A 21,481-nucleotide genomic window follows, 5' to 3' on the forward strand; every position below is an offset into this window, starting at 1 on the left:
CCTCCTAAGGAATCGAGACGATGAAAAATACCCTGCTTTATTCCGCGGCGGCGCTGATCGCGACCTCCGCAGCCGCCAACGCCCAGTCCATCGACTATCAGGTGATGGGCGACATGTTCGGCGAGCCGGTGACTACCGGCGCTACCGGTGCGCCGCAGCGCTCCACCGAAGTGCCCGCAACGATGATCATCATCACCCAGGATGATATCGCCAGTGCGCCGGAATACGACCTCCCCGGCATTCTGCGCCATTACAGCGGCGTGGATGTGGCCCGGTTCTCCATGGGCCAGGGCGAAGTGGGCATCCGCTCCGCCGCCACGCCCTACACCCCGCGCCTTCTGGTGCTGGTGAACGGCCGCGAAGTCTATCTCGACAGCTATGGCTACACCGCCTGGTCGACCCTGCCGGTGACCTTGGAAGAGATCCAGCAGATCGAAGTGGTCAAAGGGCCCCAGTCGGCGCTTTACGGCTTTAATGCCGTGGCCGGCGTCATCAACATCATCACCCGCAACCCCGCCTATGGCGATTACGCCAACGCAACGGCGGAAGTGGGGACCAACGGCTACCAGCAATATCGCCTGTCTGGCGGTCGCGCGCTCAATGACCAGATCGCTCTGCGCTTCAGCTATGGCCGTACGGATGCTCGCGACTTTGACGTTGAGCCGGACGCGATCGAAGCCAACACCCTGCGCGCCGCCAACCCTGACTTCGAGCGTGAACATTTCGCACTCGGCGGTACGGTTCAGTTCACCGGTAAAGTGGGCCTGACCTTTGAATACACCCAGTCCGAAGCCGAAGTGCTCGAACTGACTTCGATTTATTCGTCCGCCGCTAACGCATATGACCTGACTTCATATCAGGCCGAATTCGGCGCTGACACGGACTTTGGCTACATCACGCTCAGCGCGTATCGCAATGATTCCGAGATTGCCTACAGCTTTGGCGATCTTGAAGGCGAACTGACTTCGTTCAAGCTGCAGGATCTGATCAAGATCGGTACGAATGATACGGTCCGCGTAGCGGTCGAATTCCGCACCGCCCAGACTGCATCCTTCCCGGATACGACGGCCGGTGATCTGAACTATGAAACCCTGGCGTTCTCGGGCATGTGGAACCACAAGTTCTCCAGCTCGCTCGAGACCACTCTGGCGGTTCGCTATGACATGGTGGACTGGAGCCGTGACGGCTCGCCGAACCCGGCGCTCTATCCGTATACCCAGGCTGACTTTGACGTCAGCATCGAAGAGTTCAGCTATAACGCGGCTCTGGTCTACACGCCGGAATTCGGCGGCACGGTTCGCCTCTCCGCCGCCCGCGGCATTCAGGCGCCAACCATGTTCGACATGGGCTTCCTGCTGCCGGTTGGCACTGCGGTCCTGATCGGCGATCCGTCGATCCAGCCGGCGATCGTGGACAATCTGGAAGTCGCGTATGATCGCACCTTGTCCAATGGCGTTCAGCTGCGCTCGGCGCTGTTCTGGCAAAACACCGACGATGTGAAATCGTCCTTGGGTGGTGCGCCGACAGTGTTCCCGCCTAATGCACCGCTTCCGGCCTATGTGTTCGGAAACCGGGGTGAAAGCCAGCTCTGGGGCTTTGAAGGCTCGCTCGCGGGCATGATCGGCGAGAGCGTGAACTGGGACGTCAACTACACCTACAAGTCTGTTGAAGATGATCTGACGCCGTTCCCGACGACGACGTTGTTGGACTTTGAAGGCGTGACGCCCGAGCATACTTTCAACGCCCATGTGGGCTGGACGGGCGGCAAGCTGAGCCTGGACGGCTACATGAATTATGTGTCGGAAACGACCATGCCGTTCCAGCCGGTTTTCGGCCTGGTGTCATCGCGTGAGATCGATGGTCATGTGTCCTTCTCTGGCCGCGCCAGCTACGCCCTCACCGACAATCTGGACCTGTCGGTGACAGCCCAGAACGTCAACTTCGATGATGGCGAGCTGACCACCCCGGTTTATGAGACCGAGGCGCGGTACTGGGTGAGCCTGCGGGCGAACTTCTAAAAGGCCTGATTGTATCGCCGCCTCGTCTGTGACGGGGCGGCGATGCCGCAACGAGCATCCATAACCTATTAAACTATCAGGCTTAGGTTGGTGATAACCATATGCTCGCGCTGGGATTACAAGGGGTCGCGCTATCATGTTCAAGCGTCTGAGATTTAATGACTGGCCATTTTCGCTCAAGTTTGGCGTCGCGCCGGCTCTGGCGGTTCTGGCCTTGATCGGCATCGCCCTGATGGGCGGGTTCGCCCTCAACGGGGTGGCCAAAAGCCAGGAAGAAACCGTCCAGCGCCTGACGGGCGTCATTGCGCTCGATTCCCTGAGAACTGAAACCGAATCCCTGAACGCTGATGTCTACCAGACGCTGACCGCTGTCGCAGCGGGGCAGTCGGTGGACGTATTCGCCGCTTTTGACGGCTATATCGCCCGCGTGGGCGAGCTGCGGGAAAGCTTCGCCCTGATGGGCGCCGAAGCCGGCCCGGAGAGTCAGGCCGTCTTCGCCAATCTTGACGAACAGCTGGAGCTTTACGCCGGCGGCCTTGAGGTCGTGGGCTCCATGCTGGAAATGGATTTCGCCAGCGCCGTCGGTTTTGTCGAGCCGTTTGATGAAGTGTTCGCGCAAATGAACGCGGATATCGTCAATCTGAGTGAAACCGCAGTCGCCGAGGCCCAGGCGGGCGCGGACGCCGCGAAGGCGTCTGCCGCTCAGACCAAATGGATGTTCGCCATTGTCACCCTGCTGGTGGCTCTGGGTCTGACTGGGGTCGCCTTCGGCTTTGGCCGAGCGGTCAGCCAGTCGGTGAAAAAGATCGCGAACGCCACACAGAAACTGGCGGGCGGTGACTTCGCGGTCGAAGTGGCCTCTCTCAAGCGCGCAGACGAACTCGGTTCGATCGTTGAATCGCTTGAGACCTTCCGCAATAGCGGCCAGGAAGCCTTCAAGCTGCAAGAAGAGCGTCAACGCGCAACTGAGGCCGAGGCTGAACGCGCCCGCAAGATTGAAACCCTGGCGGCTGATTTTGACTCTGCCGTGGAACGCACGCTGGAAGCGGTGACCATGTCCGCCAGCGCGCTGCAGGAAACCGCTGAAGTGCTGGTTGGCGCGTCCGCCAACACCACCAGCCGCGCAGGCGAAGTGTCAGGCGCCGGCGCCGTGGCGTCCCAAGCTGTGGCCACGGTGGCCTCGGCGGCTGAAGAACTCTCCGCCTCGGTCTCCGAGATCGCGGCCCAGGTCGAACGTTCGAGCGATGTGTCGGGCCAGGCCAAGGACCGGATGGAGCGCGCTTCCTCCGAGATGACCCAACTGACCAGCGCCGCCAATGAAATCGACCAGGTGGTCAAGCTGATCTCCGACATCGCCGAGCAGACCAATCTGCTGGCCCTGAACGCCACCATCGAGGCGGCCCGCGCCGGCGAAGCCGGCAAGGGCTTCGCTGTGGTGGCCAGTGAAGTGAAGACGCTGGCCGAACAGACCGGCCGGGCGACCGGGCAGATCTCCAATCAGATCACCCAGATCCAGTCCGCCACCGGCGCCGTGGAAAGCGCCATGGATGAAGTGCGCGGCGTGATTGAGGAAATGTTGAACGTGGCCTCGGCCATCAATGCGGCCATTGACGAGCAGCGGGCAGCCTCTAACGAGATCGCCAGCTCGGCGCAGAGCGCAGCGTCTGAAACCCAGCGCGTCTCCGCCAATATCGAACAGGTCAGCCGCTCTGCGGACGAGACCAGTGGTCAGGCCGGCACCGTGCAGGAAACCGCCGCCACTGTCCGCCAGGAAGCGGGCGGGCTGGCCAGCCGGGTGCGCGAATTCCTCTCGGCTGTCCGCGCAGCGTAAGGCTTTTCAGCGGGCCGGTCGCAGTGAAGAGACCCCAGGTCTCAGCTGCGGCCGGCCCGTTTGCAGTTAAGGTGAGAAAAGCGCAGTCAGGACGCTTGCCAAGGCCAAATCCCTTGGCTAGTTTCCGCGCCTCGCCGACAGGGACGCAACGCGCTCCCGCAAGCGACACAGGCGCCGGTAGCTCAGCTGGATAGAGCACCAGACTACGAATCTGGGGGTCGGGAGTTCGAATCTTCCCCGGCGCGCCATTCTTCCCAAAACCCAAATCTATAATCTTTGATCTTTCAGCTCGTCAGAAACTTGGCGGGCTCTGTTCCGTTTGTGAATGTGCAGTCTGTTCGGCCCGGCTTGCCCGCGAAGACGGTGCTGTCTAGTTTCACGATCATGATGTTTCGCGCGTTCAAAATCGTGTTTGTTTCGCTGGCCCTCATCCTGCTCGGCGGACAGATCGCGTGCGCGGCTGTGGACGCGGTGACCGAGGCGGGACCCGGGCATTCCATCCATCACGCCGAAGAAGAGCATGACGCGGACGGGCCGTGCGCGGATGTGTGCGCCACGCACCATCTGGTGATTTTCCCCGATCTGGCCGTCACAGAAGCGCGCGCCGCTTTGCCGATCCGTCGGGTTTTGAAGCCTATGGCGTTCACCTCCATCCCCGCTGCGCCGCCATTTTCACCGCCCCGGAGCGTCACCGTCTTATCCGTTTGAAGACGCACTGACCTCCAGGGACTGACATGACATTGACTTATGAACGGGGGCGCTTGGCCCTCTTCCTCGCCGCGTGCAGCGCAGCGTGGAGCCTGGCTTTGACCGGGTGCGGCGATGCTGCGCCGGGAGAGCTTTCACATTCGCATGCGGACGAGAATGATCACGCTGACGGCCACGCGCCTCTTGGTGAGGCGGGTGAGTCTGACCCGTCCGGCCACGCTGACTCCCACACCGATATCGCGCTGACCGACGCCGAGCGCGATGCGCTCGGCGTGGTGCTGGGCGCGGTCAGCCGCGGGCCGGTCGACGGCTGGGTCGAGCTGCCCGGCGAGGTGCGCTTTGATGAGAACCGCATCGCTCTGGTCTCGGCGCCGGTTGAGGGCGTGATCCGAGACGTGTTCGCCAGCGTCGGCGATCAGGTGCGGCAAGGCGATGTGCTGGCGGTGCTCGACAGCCGGGAGCTGGCCGAAGCCAAGGCGGCCTATCTATCGACCCTGGCGTCGCTGGAATTGGTGCGGCCCGAATTTGAGCGCGAGCGCGAACTTTTTGACCGCGGCGTGTCCACCGAAAGCCGGTTTCAGACCGCGCGCCGGGCGCTGGAAGAAGCCCGCATCGCCGTCAGAAGCGCGCAATACCAGCTGGACGCGCTGGGCGTGGATGAGACCGCCCGCGACGCCTTGGCGGATCCTGAGACGGGGGCGCTCAGCCGTTACGCCTTGATCGCGCCCATGGACGGCGTGATCACCGAGCGCCATGCGGTGCGCGGTGAATTCGCCGAGGCTGGCGATGTGGAGCCGACCTTCGTCATCGCCGATTCCCGCCAGGTCTGGGTGGATGCGGCGATCTACGGGCCGGACATGTTGCGGGTCCGTCAGGGCGCTCGCGCCCGCATCCGGCTTGCTGACGCGGAGCAGATCGCCTCGGTCGTCAGTTTCGTGGCGCCCCAGATCGGCGAGGCGACCCGGACCGGTCTGGCGCGCCTGATCGTGGACAATGCGGACGGGCGGCTGATGCCCGGCGCGTTCGTGACGGTCGAGCTTGAGGACGCAGCGGCGGCGCAAAGCCTGCGGGCGCCGGCGAGCGCCATCCAGATGCTGGAGGGCGAGACGGTGGTGTTCGTCCCTGAGGGCGACAGGTTTGAGGCGCGCCCGGTCCGCCTGGGCCGTCGCGGGCCGGACTATGTCGAGATCGTCTCCGGGCTCGCTTTGGGCGATGCGCTTGTGGTGGAGGGCGCCTTTGCGCTCAAGGCCGAACTTCAAAAAGGGGAGTTTGGTGATGGCCACGCCCATTAACGCCGCGCCTTCGGCGGCTTTCAGCTTGGTTCGAAACATTGTCTCGGCGCGCAGCCTCGCGGCGCTGCTTTTCCTGGCCGTGCTAGCTGCGGGCGTCTGGGCCTGGCGCACCACGCCGGTGGACGCCTTTCCCGACATCACCCCGCCGCTGGTTCAGGTCTTCACGACGACGGACGGGCTGTCGCCCCAGGAGGTGGAGCGCTATGTGACCTTCCCGGTGGAGACCGTGATGAGCGGCCTGCCCGGCGTGCGGCAGGTGCGCTCGAACTCAAGCTTCGGCCTGTCCGTGGTGACGGTGTATTTCGAAGACGGGACGGATATTTATCTGGCGCGCCAGCTGGTGTCTGAACGTCTGGCGGCGGCGCGAGACGCTATCCCGGACGGCTTTGGCGAGCCTGAACTCGGGCCGCTCGCCTCGGGGCTGGGCCAGGTCCTGTTTTACTATCTCGACAGCGCGGATGGCGATCTGATCGGTCTGCGCACGGTGCAGGACTGGCTGGTGAAGCTTGACCTCCAGACTGTGCCGGGGGTCGCTGAAGTGTTGTCGCTGGGCGGGTTTGAGCGCCAGTACCAGGTCAATGTGCGCCCCCAGGCGCTGGTCCAGTACGATCTGAGCATGAGCCAAGTCGTAACCGCGCTCGAACGCGCGAACCTGAACGCCGGCGCGCAATACATTGTGGAGAATGGCGAGCAATACACCGTGCGCGCCGAGGGGCTTTTGCAAGGTGAGGCGGATTTGCGCCAGGTGGTCGTCAAGGCAGTGGACGGCGTGCCGGTGTTGATGAGCCAGATCGCCGAGATCGCCGTAGGCGGCGCCCCGAGGCAGGGGCTGGCCACCATGAATGGCGAGGGCGAGATCGTCGCCGGACTGGTCCTCAAACTGATCGGCGCCAATACGACCGCCGTTATCGAGGGCGTCCAGGCGCGCCTCGACGCCATTAATGAGGCCTTGCCCGACGGTGTGGTGGCGCGGCCCTATTATGACCAGTCCGAACTGGTCGGGCAGGCGGTCTCCACCATGACGACCGCGCTCTGGCAGGGGGCGTTGCTGGTGGGGCTGGTCCTGATGGTGTTCATGGGCGGCTGGCGACCTGGACTTATCGTCGCCGCCTCGATCCCGTTTTCGGTCGCCTTCGCCCTGATCGCCATGCGGGGCTTCGGGGTGTCTGTGAACCTGATGTCTCTGGGCGGGATCGCCATCGCCATCGGCATGATGGTGGATGGCGCCGTGGTCATCGTCGAGAACGCTCGTCGGCATGTGTCCGAGACGGCGCACAGCGATCGCGCGAGCGTCATCGCCGGTGCGGTGACGGAGGTGCTCAAACCCTTGAGCGTCTCCATCGCCATTGTGATGCTGGTCTTCCTGCCGATTCTCACCTTGCAGGGTGTGGAGGGCAAGACCTTCCGGCCGCTCGCTTTCTCCGTCATCCTCGCCATGGCGGGGTCTTTGGTGTTTGCGCTGGTGATCGCGCCGTCCGCATCGCGGTTTTTGAGAGTCTCGCGCGCTCAGGCGGTCAGCGCAGGACGGATCGACCGGCTGATGGGGCGGGCGATCGGGTTTTTCGTGGGTCGGCGCAGCCTGGCCGCCGGCTTGGCGGCGGTGATGCTGCTCATGGGCGGTCTGGCGTATACCCGGCTCGGTTCGGAGTTCTCGCCGCGTCTGAACGAGGGCGATATTCTGGTGCGTCTGACCATGGCGCCGTCGATTTCACTCGAAGCGGCGGGCGAGACCGTTACGCGGTTTGAACGGCAAGTGCTTGAGCGCTTTCCCGAGGTCGAGCGTGTGGTGACGCGCGTGGGTCGCGGCGAGGTGGGCGCCCATGCCGATCCAGTCAACAATGCGGAAGCCTTTCTGGCGCTCAAACCGCGGTCAGACTGGGTGACGGCCCGCAATCAGGCTCAGTTGCTTGATCAGATGAGTGAAGCGTTCGAGGATTTCCCCGGCGCCCAGTTCAACTTCACCCAGCCGATCGCCGCCGCGACCGATGAGCTGCTGACGGGATCGCGCGCCGAGATCGCCATCAAGCTGTTTGGTCCTGATACGGATGTGCTGGCGCGACAGGCGAACCGCATCGCTTCGGTGGTGGGCGGCGTGCGCGGCGCAGCGGATGTGCAGGTGGAACAGGTCACCGGCGCGCCGCAGATCAGCATCGTGGTGGATCGCGCCGCCATCGCCCGCTACGGCCTGCAGGTCGCAGACGTTCTGGAGACGGTCCGACAGGCGGTCGGCGGCGCCCAGGCGGGGCAGGTCTATGACGGGGTGCGCCGGTTTGACATTGTCGCCCGCTATGCCGAAGCCGATCGGGACACGCCTGAACGCATCGCCCGCACCCTGATAGAGGGGCCCAATGGCGAGCGCATGCCGCTGGGCGCCCTGGCGCGGGTGGAGCGCATTGAAGGGCCACGTCAGGTGACGCGCGAGAACGGACGGCGTTTCATCACCATTCAGAGCAATGTGAGGGCGCGCGATATCGGCTCCTTCGTGGAAGCGGCGCGCGCCGCCGTAGAGCAAGAGGTGGATCTGCCGCCCGGCTATCTCGTGGAATGGGGCGGCCAGTTCGAGTTGCAGCAACAGGCGAACACCCGGTTCGCCATGATCATCCCGGTGACGTTGGCGCTGGTCTTTGTCTTGTTGCTCATGTCGTTCAACCGCCTCAAAAGCGCGGTCCTGATCGTGTTGAACATCCCGCTGGCGCTGGTTGGCGGGCTGGTGGCGCTGTGGGCGTCGGGGCTGAATCTGTCGGTGCCAGCGTCCGTGGGCTTTATCGCCCTGTTCGGCATTGCGCTGGGCAACGCCATGGTCCTGGTGTCCTTTCTGGACCGTCTGGCGGTCACGCAGCGCGATCGCCGCGCGTTGAGCGTGACGGGCGCGCTGTTGCGAGTCCGGCCTGTTCTGATGACGGCGTCCACGACCTTGCTGGGATTGGCGCCCTTATTGTTCGCCGATGGCGTGGGCTCGGAAGTGCAGCGCCCGCTAGCGGTTGTTGTGATCGGCGGTCTGGTCAGTTCGACCCTGGTGACCCTGTTCATCCTGCCTGCGGTCTACGCCTGGTTCGCGCCAGCCTATCCCGAACACCCGCAAGATCTTGAAATACAAGGAGGGCCGACAGGATCGCAAAAAACCGCGCCAGAATTAGGGTAAATCTGGTATTCTGGCGTCGGGAGGCGCGCATGTCTGACGGGCGCAGTCGAGGTTTGGGAGCCATGCTGGCGGGGCTAAGTCTCGCCATCTGCGGCGGTTTTGCGGCGCAGGCCCAGACCGCGCAGCCGGCCCGTCTCGCTCAGCCCCAGAATATCCCCCGGCCAGACCAGCCGGTCGCGGCCGAAGTGGACTGGGACGCGGTGCGCGCTGATGTCGCCCGAAGCCAGAGCGCCGGGCGGCTGACAGCGGCGCGGCCTGTGATCTTTCCGGTGCTGCCGCGCAATCTTGAGGCTGGCCAATCCATCGAGACAGAGGTTCCGATCCTGACGCCGAGCACTGCGGCGCTGGGGTTTGAGCGTCAGGCCGAGGTCCTTCTGTTCGCCCGCGGAGACTTTTACACGCTCGTCATCCAGGGCGAAGGCGTCATCATCGAGGTGTTCGGCACCCGGCTGGCCCATGCACCGGTCGAGGATGCGAGATCTGCACGCTTCCTGCGCGGATCAGGCCCCGAGGGCTATCGCACGACGCGCACGCGTTCGGGGCGAGAGCTCAGCTTCAACCGCTACAATGCAGCCTATTCCATCACGCTCGAGTGTGACGCTCCTGAGCAGGATGTGCGCTGCGTTGAGCCCGAGTATGGCGAGCGTTTGATGCAATCGCTGCAAGTGATGCCCGGAACACGGGGACGGGAGGGCGCGGGATGAGCCGGCGTTCAGTCGACTACGGGCTCGCGCTTCTGGTCGCTTTTGTCGGCGGCGCAGTGCTGGTGTTCTGGCCGCACGCTTCGGACACGCCGCCCCCTGATACGCCTGCCGAACAGGAGGCGCCCGCTGAAGAGGCCGAGCCGTCCGAGGAAGAGGCTGAACCTCCCGTCGAACCGCCTGAGGAGCCTGAGCCGGAAGGGCCTGTTGTTGATGCGTCGGGTGACCCGGTGTCATTCATGCCGCCGGGCGATCTGACGCCGGGCAGTGGATCGGGGCAGACCGAGCAGATCAATTATGCCCCGCAGATGCGGTTTCCGCTGGAGGCCGGACAGGCTTACGCCAACTCTCAGGTTTATGGGCATGGCGGTTATCTGGGGCCGGGGGGCGGCCAGTGCGACGCCGCGAACTATGCCTATGCCTGGCGCGATAATTTTTGCGAAACGCGATCATACTCCGCGCCGCTCTGTCCGTCCGGCACGGGTCATCAGGGGCAGGATATCCGTCCCGCAACCTGTCAGGACGCGGTGCATTGGGCCGTGGCTGCTGATGACGGCGTGATCACGTCTGTGGGCAGTTACTCGGTCCGCCTGATGAGCGAGACCGGCGTTCGCTACACCTATCTGCATCTGGAGCGCGACAGCTTACAGGTGGAGCCGGGTGACACCGTCAACAAAGGCGAGCGCTTGGGCTTCGTGTCTAACGAGTTTGGCGGCACGCCCACCACCATTCACTTGCATTTCGAGATCAAGATGGCGCTTGAGACGCCTCATGGCCTGCAGAACGTCAATGTTCCACCCTATGTCGCGCTTGTGGACAGCTATCAGCAGCTGTTGTCTGAAGGCGAGAGCGATCACGGTTAAGCGCCTGACGCGTATGATTAACACATCTACAAGTGGAATGATGGTCCGTTCTGAACCTCTGTGACCAGGAGGTGGAAATGGCGTCGGCGCTTTCAAGACAGGCTGCGATGGATCCGGCCCCTCAAGAGGGTGCGGCATCGGGACGGCAATTACTGAGCTTTCTGGACAAGGCCGACCCCAATGGGGCCCGAGCCAAGGCGATCTGGTCGCAACTCGAACCGGCCTTGCCGCGCATTCTGGATCATTTTTACACGCATATTCAGAACCAGCCGCACCTGAACGCGATTCTGCAAGGCTCCCAGCAGGGCGTGGCCAAGCTCAAGGCGTCACAGACTGAGCACTGGCGCGCCATGTTCTGCAGCCCGGTTGATGACGCCTTTGACGCGCGCGCCCGTAAAGTCGGCGAAGCGCATGTGCGCATCGGGCTTTCCTCTGACTGGTTCATCGCCGGGTATGGCGTCGTTTTGATGGAGGCGATCCCGGCCATCTTGCAGGCGCACCGCTTTACGCCGCAGCGCGCGGCGGGTGATTTGCAGATCCTGATTTCACGCATGTTTCTGGACATGGGAGTGGCGGATGCGACCTATTCCATGGGCGTCAACCAGCAAGAAAGCCAGAGCTGGCGCGAGGAGAACGACTATACGAGCCTGAGAACCGTCGCGAGCACGATTGTCGAGCTCAATGAGGTGATGCTCAACCTGGCGGTGCTCAGCAGCTCGACTGCAAAAACCACCACGGGCAGTCATGCGATTTCGGACTCCGTAGGCCAACTGGTCGAGGCCATGCAGCAGATCGCGGAGACCTCGCAATCGGCGTCCAGTGAGGCTGAGCAGACCCATGAAGCGCTGCGCGACGGCGTGCAGAGCATGATGCAGGCCAAATCCGCCATCACGAGCGTGACCGGTGCGGCGCAACGGTCAACAGAGAGCCTCAAGGCGTTGCAACAGGCCTCCCAGGAGATCACCGACTTTCTGGGGGTGATCCAGTCCATTTCCGATCAGACCAATCTTCTGGCGCTGAACGCGACGATCGAAGCCGCGCGCGCCGGTGAAGCGGGCAAGGGGTTTGCGGTGGTGGCCAGCGAGGTGAAGGCGCTCGCCAGTCAGGCCGCCTCCGCCACCGAGGATATCGGCGGCAAGATCGAGGCGCTGCAGCGCGGGATTGAAGCGATCAGCGCTGGATTCGCTGAAACCCATGAGGCTTTGCAGACAGGCGAGAGCACGCTCGATGAAACCAGCGTTCAGATCGAAGAAGCGGGCAGCCGGATGGGCTCTGTGACGCGCGGGATGAGTGAAGTCGCCGGGATTCTCGAACAGCAAAAGGACTCAAGCACCAAAATCTCCGAACACGCCGGAGAGATGTCGGATCTGACTGAAGATAACGCCGAGCGCCTGTCCGCCATCGCAGAGGCCTTGCGGGCGAGCAATTCGCGCTTCGCCGGGACTGCCGGGCAATGGCACCGCAATGGCTCTGACCGGTCCTTGTGCGAGATGGCGAAAATCGATCACGTCTTGTTCAAGAAGCGCGTGGTCGAGGTCGTGCTCGGCAAGGAGACCTGGCCGTCAGCAGATGTGCCGGACCATCATAGCTGCCGGCTGGGCCGGTGGTTTGATTCAACCGCCGATGAGTCGCTGAAGCGGATCGCCCCGATGCAAGCGCTCGAAGCGCCGCACGCCAGGGTCCATGAAGTCGCCCGCGCTGCGTTGAAGGCCCATGAAGCCGGCGATCAGGATCGAGCCATTGAAGAGCTCAAAGCGCTTGAGACCGCCAGCAGCGAAGTGGTCAGCTTGCTTGAAGAGGTGTCGAAGCATCTCAGTGCAGGCGAGACCAAGACGGATCGTCGCCAGTCAAACCGGACTCCTGTCGTTGGCGATACGATCGTGCTGACAAGCGGTGATGAACGGCGTGAAGTGAAGCTGGTGGATCAGAGCGAGGGCGGTTTCAAAGTCAAAGGGTTGACGTCAATCGATATCGGACGCCATTTCCAGTTGGAATATGAAGGAAAAACAATGTCTTGCCAGGTGCGCTGGTCGGATGGAAAAGGCGGCGGATTGCAAGTGCGCTTCTAGCAATACACGCTTAGGTGATTTTATTTTCGTGCCCCGGAAACGCCCGTTTCCGGGGTTTTTATATTTAATCCAAGGGGTTAATCGAATTTTCTGAGAGTTATTTGCGTATAACTCAGGAATCGTGGAAATGCTTCGTTAAGACAATTCGACGAATCTGTTTATTAGACGAACTCAATATATGTATTCAATATTGAGATTCGCACGGATAAATAGGGGGCAGATATGCCAGCTTTCGCCGAACGGACGGATTTCACCCTGCGTGACCCTGGCGCTCTTGGGGCCTTGCTTGTTTACGATTGGCGTTTGCGAAAACTGCTCACTGATGACGAAGTGATCACCGAAGCGGTGGATCGGCCCGTCTCGACCGGCGTATTGCGTCACCTGCAGCGTCTGGGTTTCATCAAGGCTGTTCATGGCGTGCGCCCCCATGGCGGGCGCATGAGACTCTGGCCGATTGTAGAAGTGCTCAAGCTTCAGATTGTGCTCGACCTGCGCCATATGACGGGCGCGCGGTTGTCCGCCTGTGTGGATGCGCTCAACCTGGACCCGACCGCTATCGAACTGGCGATTGAGGACTGGGAACGTCATGTGGGCGCCAAAGGCGATGAGCGCAGCGCTGTCAGCCGATCGTCCGATGGCGGACACCCGCTCGCCGATACGGCCTTTATCGCCGGGCTCTCCGCCGCGTCGGTACAGGCCTTTATCAGCCGCAGCGGTTTTGACACCGTGTCTGAACCGGCATTTCTTTTATAGCTTAACTAGCTTGCGCGGCGCCGCAGCAATTGCTTTCCTGATCAAAACCGGTTCGCATAAGCGAAAAGACCGATTGATCAGGGAGGCATATTGCCATGAGCGATATTCGTTTTGACGGGCGCGTAGCCATCGTCACGGGCGCAGGCGCCGGTTTGGGCCGGTCTCATGCGCTGGAGCTGGCGCGTCGCGGCGCCAAAGTCGTCGTCAATGATCTGGGCGGTGCCGTGGATGGCACAGGCTCTTCGCTCAGCGCCGCCGAAACCGTCGTCGAAGAGATCAAGGCCGCTGGCGGCGAGGCGATGGCCAACGGCGCCAATGTCACCAACCCCGATGAAGTCGCCGCCATGGTCGCCGCCGCGCGCGAGACTTGGGGCAAGGTCGACATCCTGGTGAACAATGCCGGGATCTTGCGCGACAAGAGCTTCACAAAAATGAGCCTTGAGGACTTCCGCGCCGTGATGGAGGTCCATCTGTGGGGTGCGGTTGTCTGCACCAAAGCGGTCTGGGATCACATGAAAGAGGCGGGTTATGGCCGAATCGTGATGACCAGCTCATCCTCTGGAATCTATGGCAATTTCGGCCAGTCCAACTACGGCGCCGCCAAGATGGGGGTTGTGGGCCTGATGAACGTCCTCCATCTGGAAGGGCGCAAGAACAACATCAAGGTCAACACCCTGTCGCCCACCGCCCATACCCGCATGACCGAAGGGCTGATCCCTGAAGAGGCCGCCAAGCTGATGACGCCCGAAAGCGTCACCGCGGGCCTGGTCGCCCTGTGCGCCGAAAACGCGCCAGACCGCACCATTCTGTGCGCCGGCGCCGGCGGGTACGCCGCCACCAAGATTTACGAGACGCCGGGCGTCTATCTGCCGCCTGAAGACCAGACGGCCGAGAACGTCATGGCCAATATGGACAAGATCACCTCTGATCATGGCCAGGAAGAATATGAAGAAGGCGCGCGCCAGACCTTCAAATTCATCCAGTACGCCGCCAAGCATTTCGACCTCGCCCTGGGCTAGGTCCCCCCCCTTAACGCCAGCAAAGGAGCCTCACCATGCGTGAAGCGCTTATCGTCTCCACCGCCCGTACGCCGATCGGCAAGGCCTATCGCGGCGCCTTTAACGACACCCAGGCCCAGGAACTGGGCGGCCACGCCATCAAGCACGCCGTCGAACGCTCCAAGGTCGCGCCTGACGAGATCGAGGACGTGATCATCGGCGCCGCCATGCAGCAGGGCTCGACCTTCCAGAATATCGGCCGTCAGGCCGCCATTCGTGCCGGCCTGCCCACCTCTGTGTCAGGCATGAGCATGGACCGCCAGTGCGCCTCGGGCATGATGGCCATCGCCACCGCCGCCAAGCAGATCATCTCTGACGGCATGAACGTCACCGTCGGCGGCGGCCTGGAATCCATCTCTCTGGTGCAGAACGAGCATATGAATCTGCACAAGGCGTTTGATCCGTGGATCAACGAACACCGCCCGGACCTGTACATGTCCATGCTGGAAACCGCCGAGATCGTCGCCGAGCGCTATGGCGTGTCCCGCGAAGCCCAGGATGAATACGCCCTGCAATCGCAACAGCGCACCGCAGCCGCGCAGGCGGCGGGCAAGTTTGACGACGAGATCGTGCCGCTGCCCTCCACCATGCTGGTGAAGGACAAGGCCACGGGCGAGATCTCCAAACAACAGGTCACGCTTGAGAAGGACGAAGGCAACCGCCCGTCCACCACGTTGGAAAGCCTGCAGGGTCTGAATCCGGTCTTTGCTCATGGTCAGCAGATCAAGGAAGGCAAGTTCATCACGGCGGGCAACGCGTCCCAGCTGTCTGATGGCGGCTCCGCCGCCGTGCTGATGGAAGGCAAAGAGGCTGAAAAACGCGGTCTTGAGCCGCTGGGCGCCTATCGCGGCATCGCGGTGGCGGGTCTGGACCCTGACGAGATGGGCATTGGCCCGGTCTACGCCGTGCCCAAGCTTCTGAAAGCGAACGGCCTGACCATGGATGATATCGGCCTGTGGGAGCTCAATGAAGCCTTCGCCGTGCAGGTCCTGTACAGCCGCGACAAGCTGGGCATCCCGAACGAGAATCTCAACGTCAATGGCGGCGCGATCTCGGTGGGTCACCCCTATGGCATGTCCGGCGCTCGCATGGTCGGCCACGCGCTGATCGAGGGCAAACGCCGCGGCGTGAAATACGTCGTCTGCACCATGTGCGTCGGCGGCGGCATGGGCGCTGCGGGCTTGTTTGAAGTGCTGTAAGGCGCTCAATATCCCGAAATGTTAAAGGCCGGCCTGGTGATCCAGGCCGGCCTTTTTTAACAGCGTTTCAGGGTCTGCAGTTCCCAAATCGCCGCATTTGAATTCTATCCGGCGTTCAGCGCATAGCCCGCTGACCGCACGGTGCGGATCGGGTCGAGTTCGCCCCCGATGCTCAACGCCTTCCGCAGGCGACCAATATGCACGTCGACGGTGCGCGCCTCTACATAAACATCAGAGCCCCACACAGCATCAAGCAGTTGCTCGCGTGAGAACACCCGTCCGGGGTGCTGCATCAGATAGTCGAGCAGCCTGAATTCGGTCGGGCCGAGATGGATTTCCGTGTCAGCCCGCACCACGCGGTGGGCCACCCGGTCGATGGTGATGTCGCCGACATTGACCGTGTCTTCCGCCAGGCCCGGCCGGATGCGGCGCAGAACGGCGCGGACCCGCGCAAACAGCTCTTTCATCAAGAAGGGTTTGACGATGTAGTCGTCCGCCCCGGTGTCGAGCCCGCGAATCCGGTCTGCTTCCTCGCCGCGTGCAGTCAGCATGATGATCGGCAGATTGCGCGTCTCATGACGGCTGCGCAGCCGGCGGCAGACTTCGATGCCCGAGATTTTCGGCAGCATCCAGTCGAGCACCACCACATCGGGCTGGCGCTCCTCCACCAGCATCATCGCCTCTTCGCCATCGGCGGCGAGGGAGACCCGGAAGCCTTCTTTTTTCAGATTGTACTGAAGCAGCTCGGACAGAGCGTCTTCGTCTTCTACGACCAGGACATGCGGTTGCATGGCGATCCCCTTCGTCAGGACGTTTCAGGACGAGGGCCGCGCGGCCGATCAGCCGTCAGCTCTTGCCCGGTAACCAGGTAATGGACCACTTCGGCGACATTGGTTGCATGGTCGCCGATACGCTCAAGATTCTTCGCGATGAAGAGAAGGTGCGCGCCCGGTTCGATCATCGAACCGTCTTCGCGCATGGCGGTGACGAGATCGCGGAACAGAGCATTGTAATGCTCATCCACATCGTCATCGCGTTCCCAGACAGCGACGGCCCGGCTGGCTTCGCCGGTCGCGTAGGCGTCCAGAACCTGATGGAGATGGCTTTGCACCACACGCCCCATCCGTTCCACCGCGCTGTTGAGCGCGGTGGGTTCGGACGCGTTCAGCGTATGCACGCGGCGGGCGATGGATTTGGCCAGATCGCCAACGCGTTCGAGATCGGACACGATCTTCAGCGCTGCAATGCACACGCGCAGATCCTGCGCGATGGGCTGGCGCAGGGCGAGCAGGCGGATGATCTTCTTCTCGATATCACGCTGCATCTGGTCGACTCGGGCGTCACGAAGGCGCACCTCGTCGGCCAGATCGCCGTCACGACTGGTCGCGGCATGCAGCGCATCCCTGACCATGCTTTCGGCCAGACCGCCCATGGCCGCGACATCTGCGGTCAATTGTTCAAGCTCTTCAGAGAAGGCTTTGACGATGTGCGGCGCGTTATGCGTCGTGTTCATTGCGATGGCCTTTCAAAGGTCCGTTGCCGCGTGAGGCTTATCCAAAACGTCCGGTGATGTAGTCCTGCGTACGTTGGTCGAGCGGGTTGGTGAAAATCTCTTCGGTCGGCCCGTACTCGACGAGCTTTCCAAGGTGGAAGAAGGCGGTCATTTGCGACACCCGCGCCGCCTGGGCCATGGAGTGGGTGACGATGATCAGCGTGTAATTCTCGCGCAGTTCGTCGATCAGCTCTTCAATGCGCGCGGTGGCGATGGGATCGAGCGCCGAACACGGCTCGTCCATCAAGATGACTTCGGGGTTCACCGCGATAGCGCGCGCGATCACCAGGCGTTGCTGCTGGCCGCCCGACAGCGAGGTGCCGGGATGGTGCAGACGGTCTGAGACTTCAGCCCAGAGCCCGGCCTTGACCAGGCTGGTCTCGACAATGTCTTCAAGCTCGCTCTTGGTGTCCGCCAGTCCGTGAATGCGGGCGCCATAGGCCACGTTCTCGAAAATGGATTTCGGGAAGGGGTTGGGCTTCTGGAACACCATGCCGACCCGGGCGCGCAGCACCACCGGGTCCACATCGCGTCCGTTCACCTCTTCTGAGTCGATGCGGATGGAGCCGGAGACACGCGCATTGTCGATGGTGTCGTTCATGCGGTTCAGACAGCGCAGGAAGGTGGACTTGCCACAGCCAGACGGACCGATGCAGGCGGTGACCGCCCGGTCTGGAATTTCCAGCGAGACGTTTTCCAGCGCCGGCTTGTCGCCATACCGCACGCTGACGTCTTGCGTCGCCACCTTGATGGGAAGCTGCGTTGTCAGCGGGTGATAGCGCGTCGGCTCACCCTGAGCTTGGACATCAGGTTTCATCAGTGTGTTCACCTTACCAGCGCCTCTCAAATCGGCGCCGCAGATAGATGGCGACGGCGTTGAAGCTGATCAGCAGCGTCAACAGCGCCAGGATCGCTGCGGCGGTGCGCGCTTCGAAGGCGCGCTCTGCGCTTGAAGACCAGATATAAATCTGAACCGGCATGACCGTGGCCGGTTCCGTGAAGCCCGCGAGCCCCAGCGTGGGCGGGTCGGCGATAAACGCCACCATGCCGATCATAAGCAAAGGGGCGGTCTCGCCCAAGCCCTGCGCCAGACCGATGATCGAACCGGTCAGGATGCCCGGCATGGCCAGCGGCAGAACGTGGTGGAAGACCGCCTGGGTCCGCGAGGCGCCCACGCCCAGAGCCGCCTCGCGGATGGAGGGCGGCACCGCTTTCAGTGAAGCGCGGGCCGAAATGATCACCGTGGGCAGCGTCATCAAGGCGAGCACCATGCCGCCCACCAGCGGCGCGGACCGCGGCAGGCCGAACAGGTTTATGAAAACCGCCAGCCCCAACAGCCCGAACACGATGGAGGGCACGGCGGCGAGATTGTTGATGTTCACCTCGATGAAATCGGTCAGCCGGTTCTTGGGCGCGAATTCTTCCAGATAGATCGCCGCGCCCACACCGATCGGCACCGCCAGGAACATGGTGATGATCATGGTCAGCACCGAGCCCGCCAGCGCGCCGGCCACGCCCGCCAGTTCCGGCTCGCGGCTGTCGGCGCTGGTGAACAGGGTGGTGTTGAGCCCGTTCTTGACCAGGCCGCGCTCTTTCAACGCCCGCGCCCAGACGATCTGGCGATCACTGATGCGCCGGGCGATGGCGGGCGTTTCAATGACCCAGAGCGACCAGCGCTCGACGGTGCGCGCCGCGTCGTCCGGCGCGATCAGCCATTCGCCGGTCGCCTGCCGGGCGTCCGCACGGATTTCATTGACCCGCAGCACCCCGCCCTGCGCTCGCAACATCAACGAGGCGGTTTGCGGACCCAGCGTGATCACGTTGTCTGATCGGGCTTCTGCGCTCAGTCGCTCCGCCAGGGCCTCGGCCCGCCGGGCTTCAAAGTCCAGGCTGTCGCGGGCGTCGGAGTCCAGTTCGGCCTGCGCGTCTTCGCGGGCTCGCGCGGCGCGCAGCCGGGCCTCATCGGCAGCGACTTCCAGGCGGGTGCGCACGCTGTTGACGAAGTCCGCGAAGACCGGGTCGGCGCTTGCGGACTGAATCTCGACGGGGCCGTTCGCGCTTTGACTCAATGTGATCGGCGCGTCGCCCGACAGACGGCGTTCATCTGTGGCCAGGCCTTTGAGATACAGGTCGGCGTCATCAGACAGCGGAAAAGAGAAAGATACGCGTTCGCCGATCAATTCAGGTGCGTTGACGACCTGATTGAGCAGGCGTGCGGCGTTGACCGCGCTATAGAGTCCGTACAGTTCGCGCAGCTCGCTGACCGTGTCAGCTTCCGGAAACTGTTCTCGCAGGCTGTTCTGAATCAAGGTGTTATACGCGCCGCGCCTGAGCGAGGCTTCGCTGCGATCGCCGCGCGGATCGGCGATCTCGGCGTGGATTTGCACATCCAGCACCATCCGGTGCGCCGTGAAGGCGGGCAGCGACTGCACGATGATCGAGCCCAGAAGCAGGCACAAAAACAACACGGCTGCGCTGATCGCCGCCAGTCCGTAGAACTGGAAACGTTGCTCGGCGCGATGCCGGCGGGCCAGGCGCGCCTGAACCGCGTCGCGTATGGACGGCGCGTTACTCATAGCGTTCCCGGAAGCGTTGCACCACGCGCAGCGCGATGATGTTCAAGATCAGCGTCATGACAAACAGCACCAGCCCCAGCGCGAAGGCGGAGAGGGTTTTGGGGCTGTCGAATTCCTGGTCGCCGGTCAGCAGCATGACGATCTGAACGGTGATGGTGGTGACCGATTCCAGCGGGTTCGCGGTCAGGTTCGCGCCCTGTCCGGCGGCCATCACCACGATCATGGTTTCGCCCACCGCGCGCGACACCGCCAGCAGCAGCGCGCCGACTATGCCGGGCAGGGCGGCGGGAAACACCACATGCCGGACGGTCTCGGACTTCGTCGCGCCCATGGCGTAGCTGCCGTCGCGCAACGCCTGAGGCACGGCGTTAATGACGTCATCCGACAGCGAGGAGACGAACGGAATGATCATCACGCCCATCACCAGCCCGGCGGACAGGGCGGACTGGGTGACGGCGTCTTCATAGCCCAGCATCAGGGCGAACTGGCGCAGGAACGGGCCCACCGTCAACAGCGCGAAGAAGCCGTAGACCACGGTGGGCACGCCCGCCAGAATCTCGAGCGCAGGCTTGGCCCAGGCGCGCATGCGGGGGCTGGCGTATTCCGACAGATAGATCGCGGAGAGCAAACCGATGGGCGCGGCCACGGTCATGGCGATTAGGGTGATCAAGGCCGTGCCGGCGAACAGCGGCACAGCGCCGAAGGCGCCCGACTGGCCAATCTGGTCCGCGCGAATGGCGATTTGCGGGCTCCAGTGAAGACCGAACAGGAACTCGTGTATGCGCCAGTCGATGGAGGCGAAGAAGCGGATCGATTCAAACAACAGCGAGAAGACAATGCCCAATGTGGTCAGGATCGCGATGGCCGAGGTCATCATCAGCGCCAGGCTGACCATGCCTTCCACACGGTCGCGGGCGCGAAAGTCCGTCTTGATGCGGGTGCGGGCGAAAGCCAGCCCCGCCAGCGCCAGGGACAGGGCGACGCCCGCCGCGCTCCAGCGAAACAGGTCCTCCCAGGGGCGCAGCGCCAGCGCGGCGGCGCGCACATCTTCGGTGTTGCGGCTGGCGAGGCCCTCATTGAAGGCCAGCGCGCGGGCGTCAGCGATGAAAAGCTCGCGCCGCTCTCTGGGCGCCCGCCAGTACTCAAAACCGGCGCGGGCGCGTACGCCTGGAACGGTATGCGGCGCGCGGGCGGCGACGGAGGTTGCGATCATCGTCCGGCGCGCTTCACGCTCGGCGGCGATTTCATTGCGCTCGGCGGTCAACGCCCCGAGGGCCCGCAAATAACGCTCGGCGTCGCCGCCCTCACGTTCGGCGCGGGACATGGCGTCGCGCGCCGATTGCGCCTCGGCTTCAATGCGCAGCGCTTGCTCGGCCAGAGCTTGATAATCCGCGTCGGCGGCGATCTGGGCTTCGTATTCGCGGATCAGCGGCGCGGCTTCGCGCTCAAGCTCGCCAAAGGCCAGCGTGTTGACCAGGCTTGCGCCGAACAGGCCATAAACAGCCAGCAAAATGAAGGCGGGCAGTCCGGTCCACAGCGCCAGATAATAGCCGTAGTAATTGGGCAGGGAATGCAACCAGGACGCACGCCCGTTCGACACCGCGACAGCGCGGCGACGACCGACCAGAAATCCGACAGCTGTCAGCACCAAAAGCGCCAAGACAGCAAAGAGAGACGATTGCATGAACCCACCGGGTGAGGGCTCGGTTCCGCAAGAAA

At 62.9% G+C, this 21,481-nt stretch carries 16 protein-coding genes and 1 tRNA gene; 12 read left to right on the forward strand and 5 right to left on the reverse strand.

Annotated elements, in window-relative coordinates; genetic code table 11:
- Positions 1-20: 20 nt before the first annotated feature.
- The 12 genes from G405_RS0110340 (at position 21) to G405_RS0110395 (ending at position 15,634) form a co-directional block, all read left to right on the forward strand.
- Entirely contained in the window at positions 21-2,018 is a 1,998-nt protein-coding gene (locus G405_RS0110340) for a TonB-dependent receptor plug domain-containing protein (RefSeq protein WP_022701448.1), read from the forward strand.
- A gap of 136 nt (positions 2,019-2,154) precedes the next feature.
- Entirely contained in the window at positions 2,155-3,849 is a 1,695-nt protein-coding gene (locus tag G405_RS15720) for a methyl-accepting chemotaxis protein (protein WP_022701449.1), read from the forward strand.
- Between the two features lie 171 nt (positions 3,850-4,020).
- A tRNA-Arg gene (locus G405_RS0110350) sits at positions 4,021-4,097 on the forward strand.
- A gap of 136 nt (positions 4,098-4,233) precedes the next feature.
- Positions 4,234-4,557 (forward strand): hypothetical protein, encoded by a 324-nt coding sequence (locus G405_RS0110355; RefSeq protein ID WP_156861467.1) that lies wholly within the window; start codon positions 4,234-4,236, stop codon positions 4,555-4,557.
- A 26-nt stretch (positions 4,558-4,583) separates the two neighbouring features.
- Positions 4,584-5,849 (forward strand): efflux RND transporter periplasmic adaptor subunit, encoded by a 1,266-nt coding sequence (locus tag G405_RS15725; RefSeq protein WP_022701451.1) that lies wholly within the window; start codon positions 4,584-4,586, stop codon positions 5,847-5,849.
- Complete coding sequence (locus tag G405_RS15730; protein ID WP_022701452.1) at positions 5,833-8,991, forward strand: efflux RND transporter permease subunit; 3,159 nt, start codon at positions 5,833-5,835, stop codon at positions 8,989-8,991. The genes G405_RS15725 and G405_RS15730 overlap by 17 nt, the downstream gene beginning before the upstream one ends.
- A 29-nt stretch (positions 8,992-9,020) precedes the next feature.
- Positions 9,021-9,695, forward strand: a complete 675-nt coding sequence (locus G405_RS0110370; RefSeq protein WP_156861469.1) for a hypothetical protein — start codon at positions 9,021-9,023, stop codon at positions 9,693-9,695.
- Positions 9,692-10,555, forward strand: a complete 864-nt coding sequence (locus tag G405_RS0110375) for a M23 family metallopeptidase (protein ID WP_022701454.1) — start codon at positions 9,692-9,694, stop codon at positions 10,553-10,555. Before G405_RS0110370 ends, G405_RS0110375 begins: the two co-directional genes overlap by 4 nt.
- Positions 10,556-10,632: 77 nt before the next feature.
- Complete coding sequence (locus G405_RS0110380; protein ID WP_084683459.1) at positions 10,633-12,624, forward strand: methyl-accepting chemotaxis protein; 1,992 nt, start codon at positions 10,633-10,635, stop codon at positions 12,622-12,624.
- 222 nt (positions 12,625-12,846) lie between these two features.
- Entirely contained in the window at positions 12,847-13,377 is a 531-nt protein-coding gene (locus G405_RS0110385) for a hypothetical protein (RefSeq protein ID WP_022701456.1), read from the forward strand.
- 95 nt (positions 13,378-13,472) lie between these two features.
- Complete coding sequence (locus G405_RS0110390) at positions 13,473-14,396, forward strand: SDR family NAD(P)-dependent oxidoreductase (protein ID WP_022701457.1); 924 nt, start codon at positions 13,473-13,475, stop codon at positions 14,394-14,396.
- Positions 14,397-14,431: 35 nt separating this feature from the next.
- A complete protein-coding gene (locus G405_RS0110395; protein WP_022701458.1) occupies positions 14,432-15,634 on the forward strand; it encodes an acetyl-CoA C-acyltransferase in 1,203 nt (400 codons plus the stop codon).
- 104 nt (positions 15,635-15,738) lie between these two features.
- On the opposite strand, the gene phoB is transcribed toward G405_RS0110395, so the two are convergent.
- Genes phoB through pstC form a run of 5 tightly spaced genes read right to left on the reverse strand, consistent with a single transcriptional unit; the run spans position 15,739 to position 21,446 of the window.
- A complete protein-coding gene (phoB, locus tag G405_RS0110400; protein ID WP_022701459.1) occupies positions 15,739-16,425 on the reverse strand; it encodes a phosphate regulon transcriptional regulator PhoB in 687 nt (228 codons plus the stop codon).
- 14 nt (positions 16,426-16,439) lie between these two features.
- Positions 16,440-17,147 carry a phosphate signaling complex protein PhoU gene (gene phoU / locus G405_RS0110405; protein ID WP_022701460.1) on the reverse strand — a complete coding sequence of 236 codons (708 nt, stop codon included), beginning with the start codon at positions 17,145-17,147 and terminating at the stop codon, positions 16,440-16,442.
- Positions 17,148-17,184: 37 nt separating this feature from the next.
- Entirely contained in the window at positions 17,185-18,003 is an 819-nt protein-coding gene (pstB, locus tag G405_RS0110410; protein ID WP_022701461.1) for a phosphate ABC transporter ATP-binding protein PstB, read from the reverse strand.
- A 13-nt stretch (positions 18,004-18,016) separates the two neighbouring features.
- A complete protein-coding gene (gene pstA / locus G405_RS0110415) occupies positions 18,017-19,762 on the reverse strand; it encodes a phosphate ABC transporter permease PstA (RefSeq protein ID WP_022701462.1) in 1,746 nt (581 codons plus the stop codon).
- Complete coding sequence (pstC, locus tag G405_RS0110420; RefSeq protein ID WP_022701463.1) at positions 19,755-21,446, reverse strand: phosphate ABC transporter permease subunit PstC; 1,692 nt, start codon at positions 21,444-21,446, stop codon at positions 19,755-19,757. The genes pstA and pstC overlap by 8 nt, the downstream gene beginning before the upstream one ends.
- Positions 21,447-21,481: the final 35 nt, after the last annotated feature.

The sequence above is a fragment of the Oceanicaulis alexandrii DSM 11625 genome (genome assembly GCF_000420265.1).
GTDB lineage: Bacteria > Pseudomonadota > Alphaproteobacteria > Caulobacterales > Maricaulaceae > Oceanicaulis > Oceanicaulis alexandrii.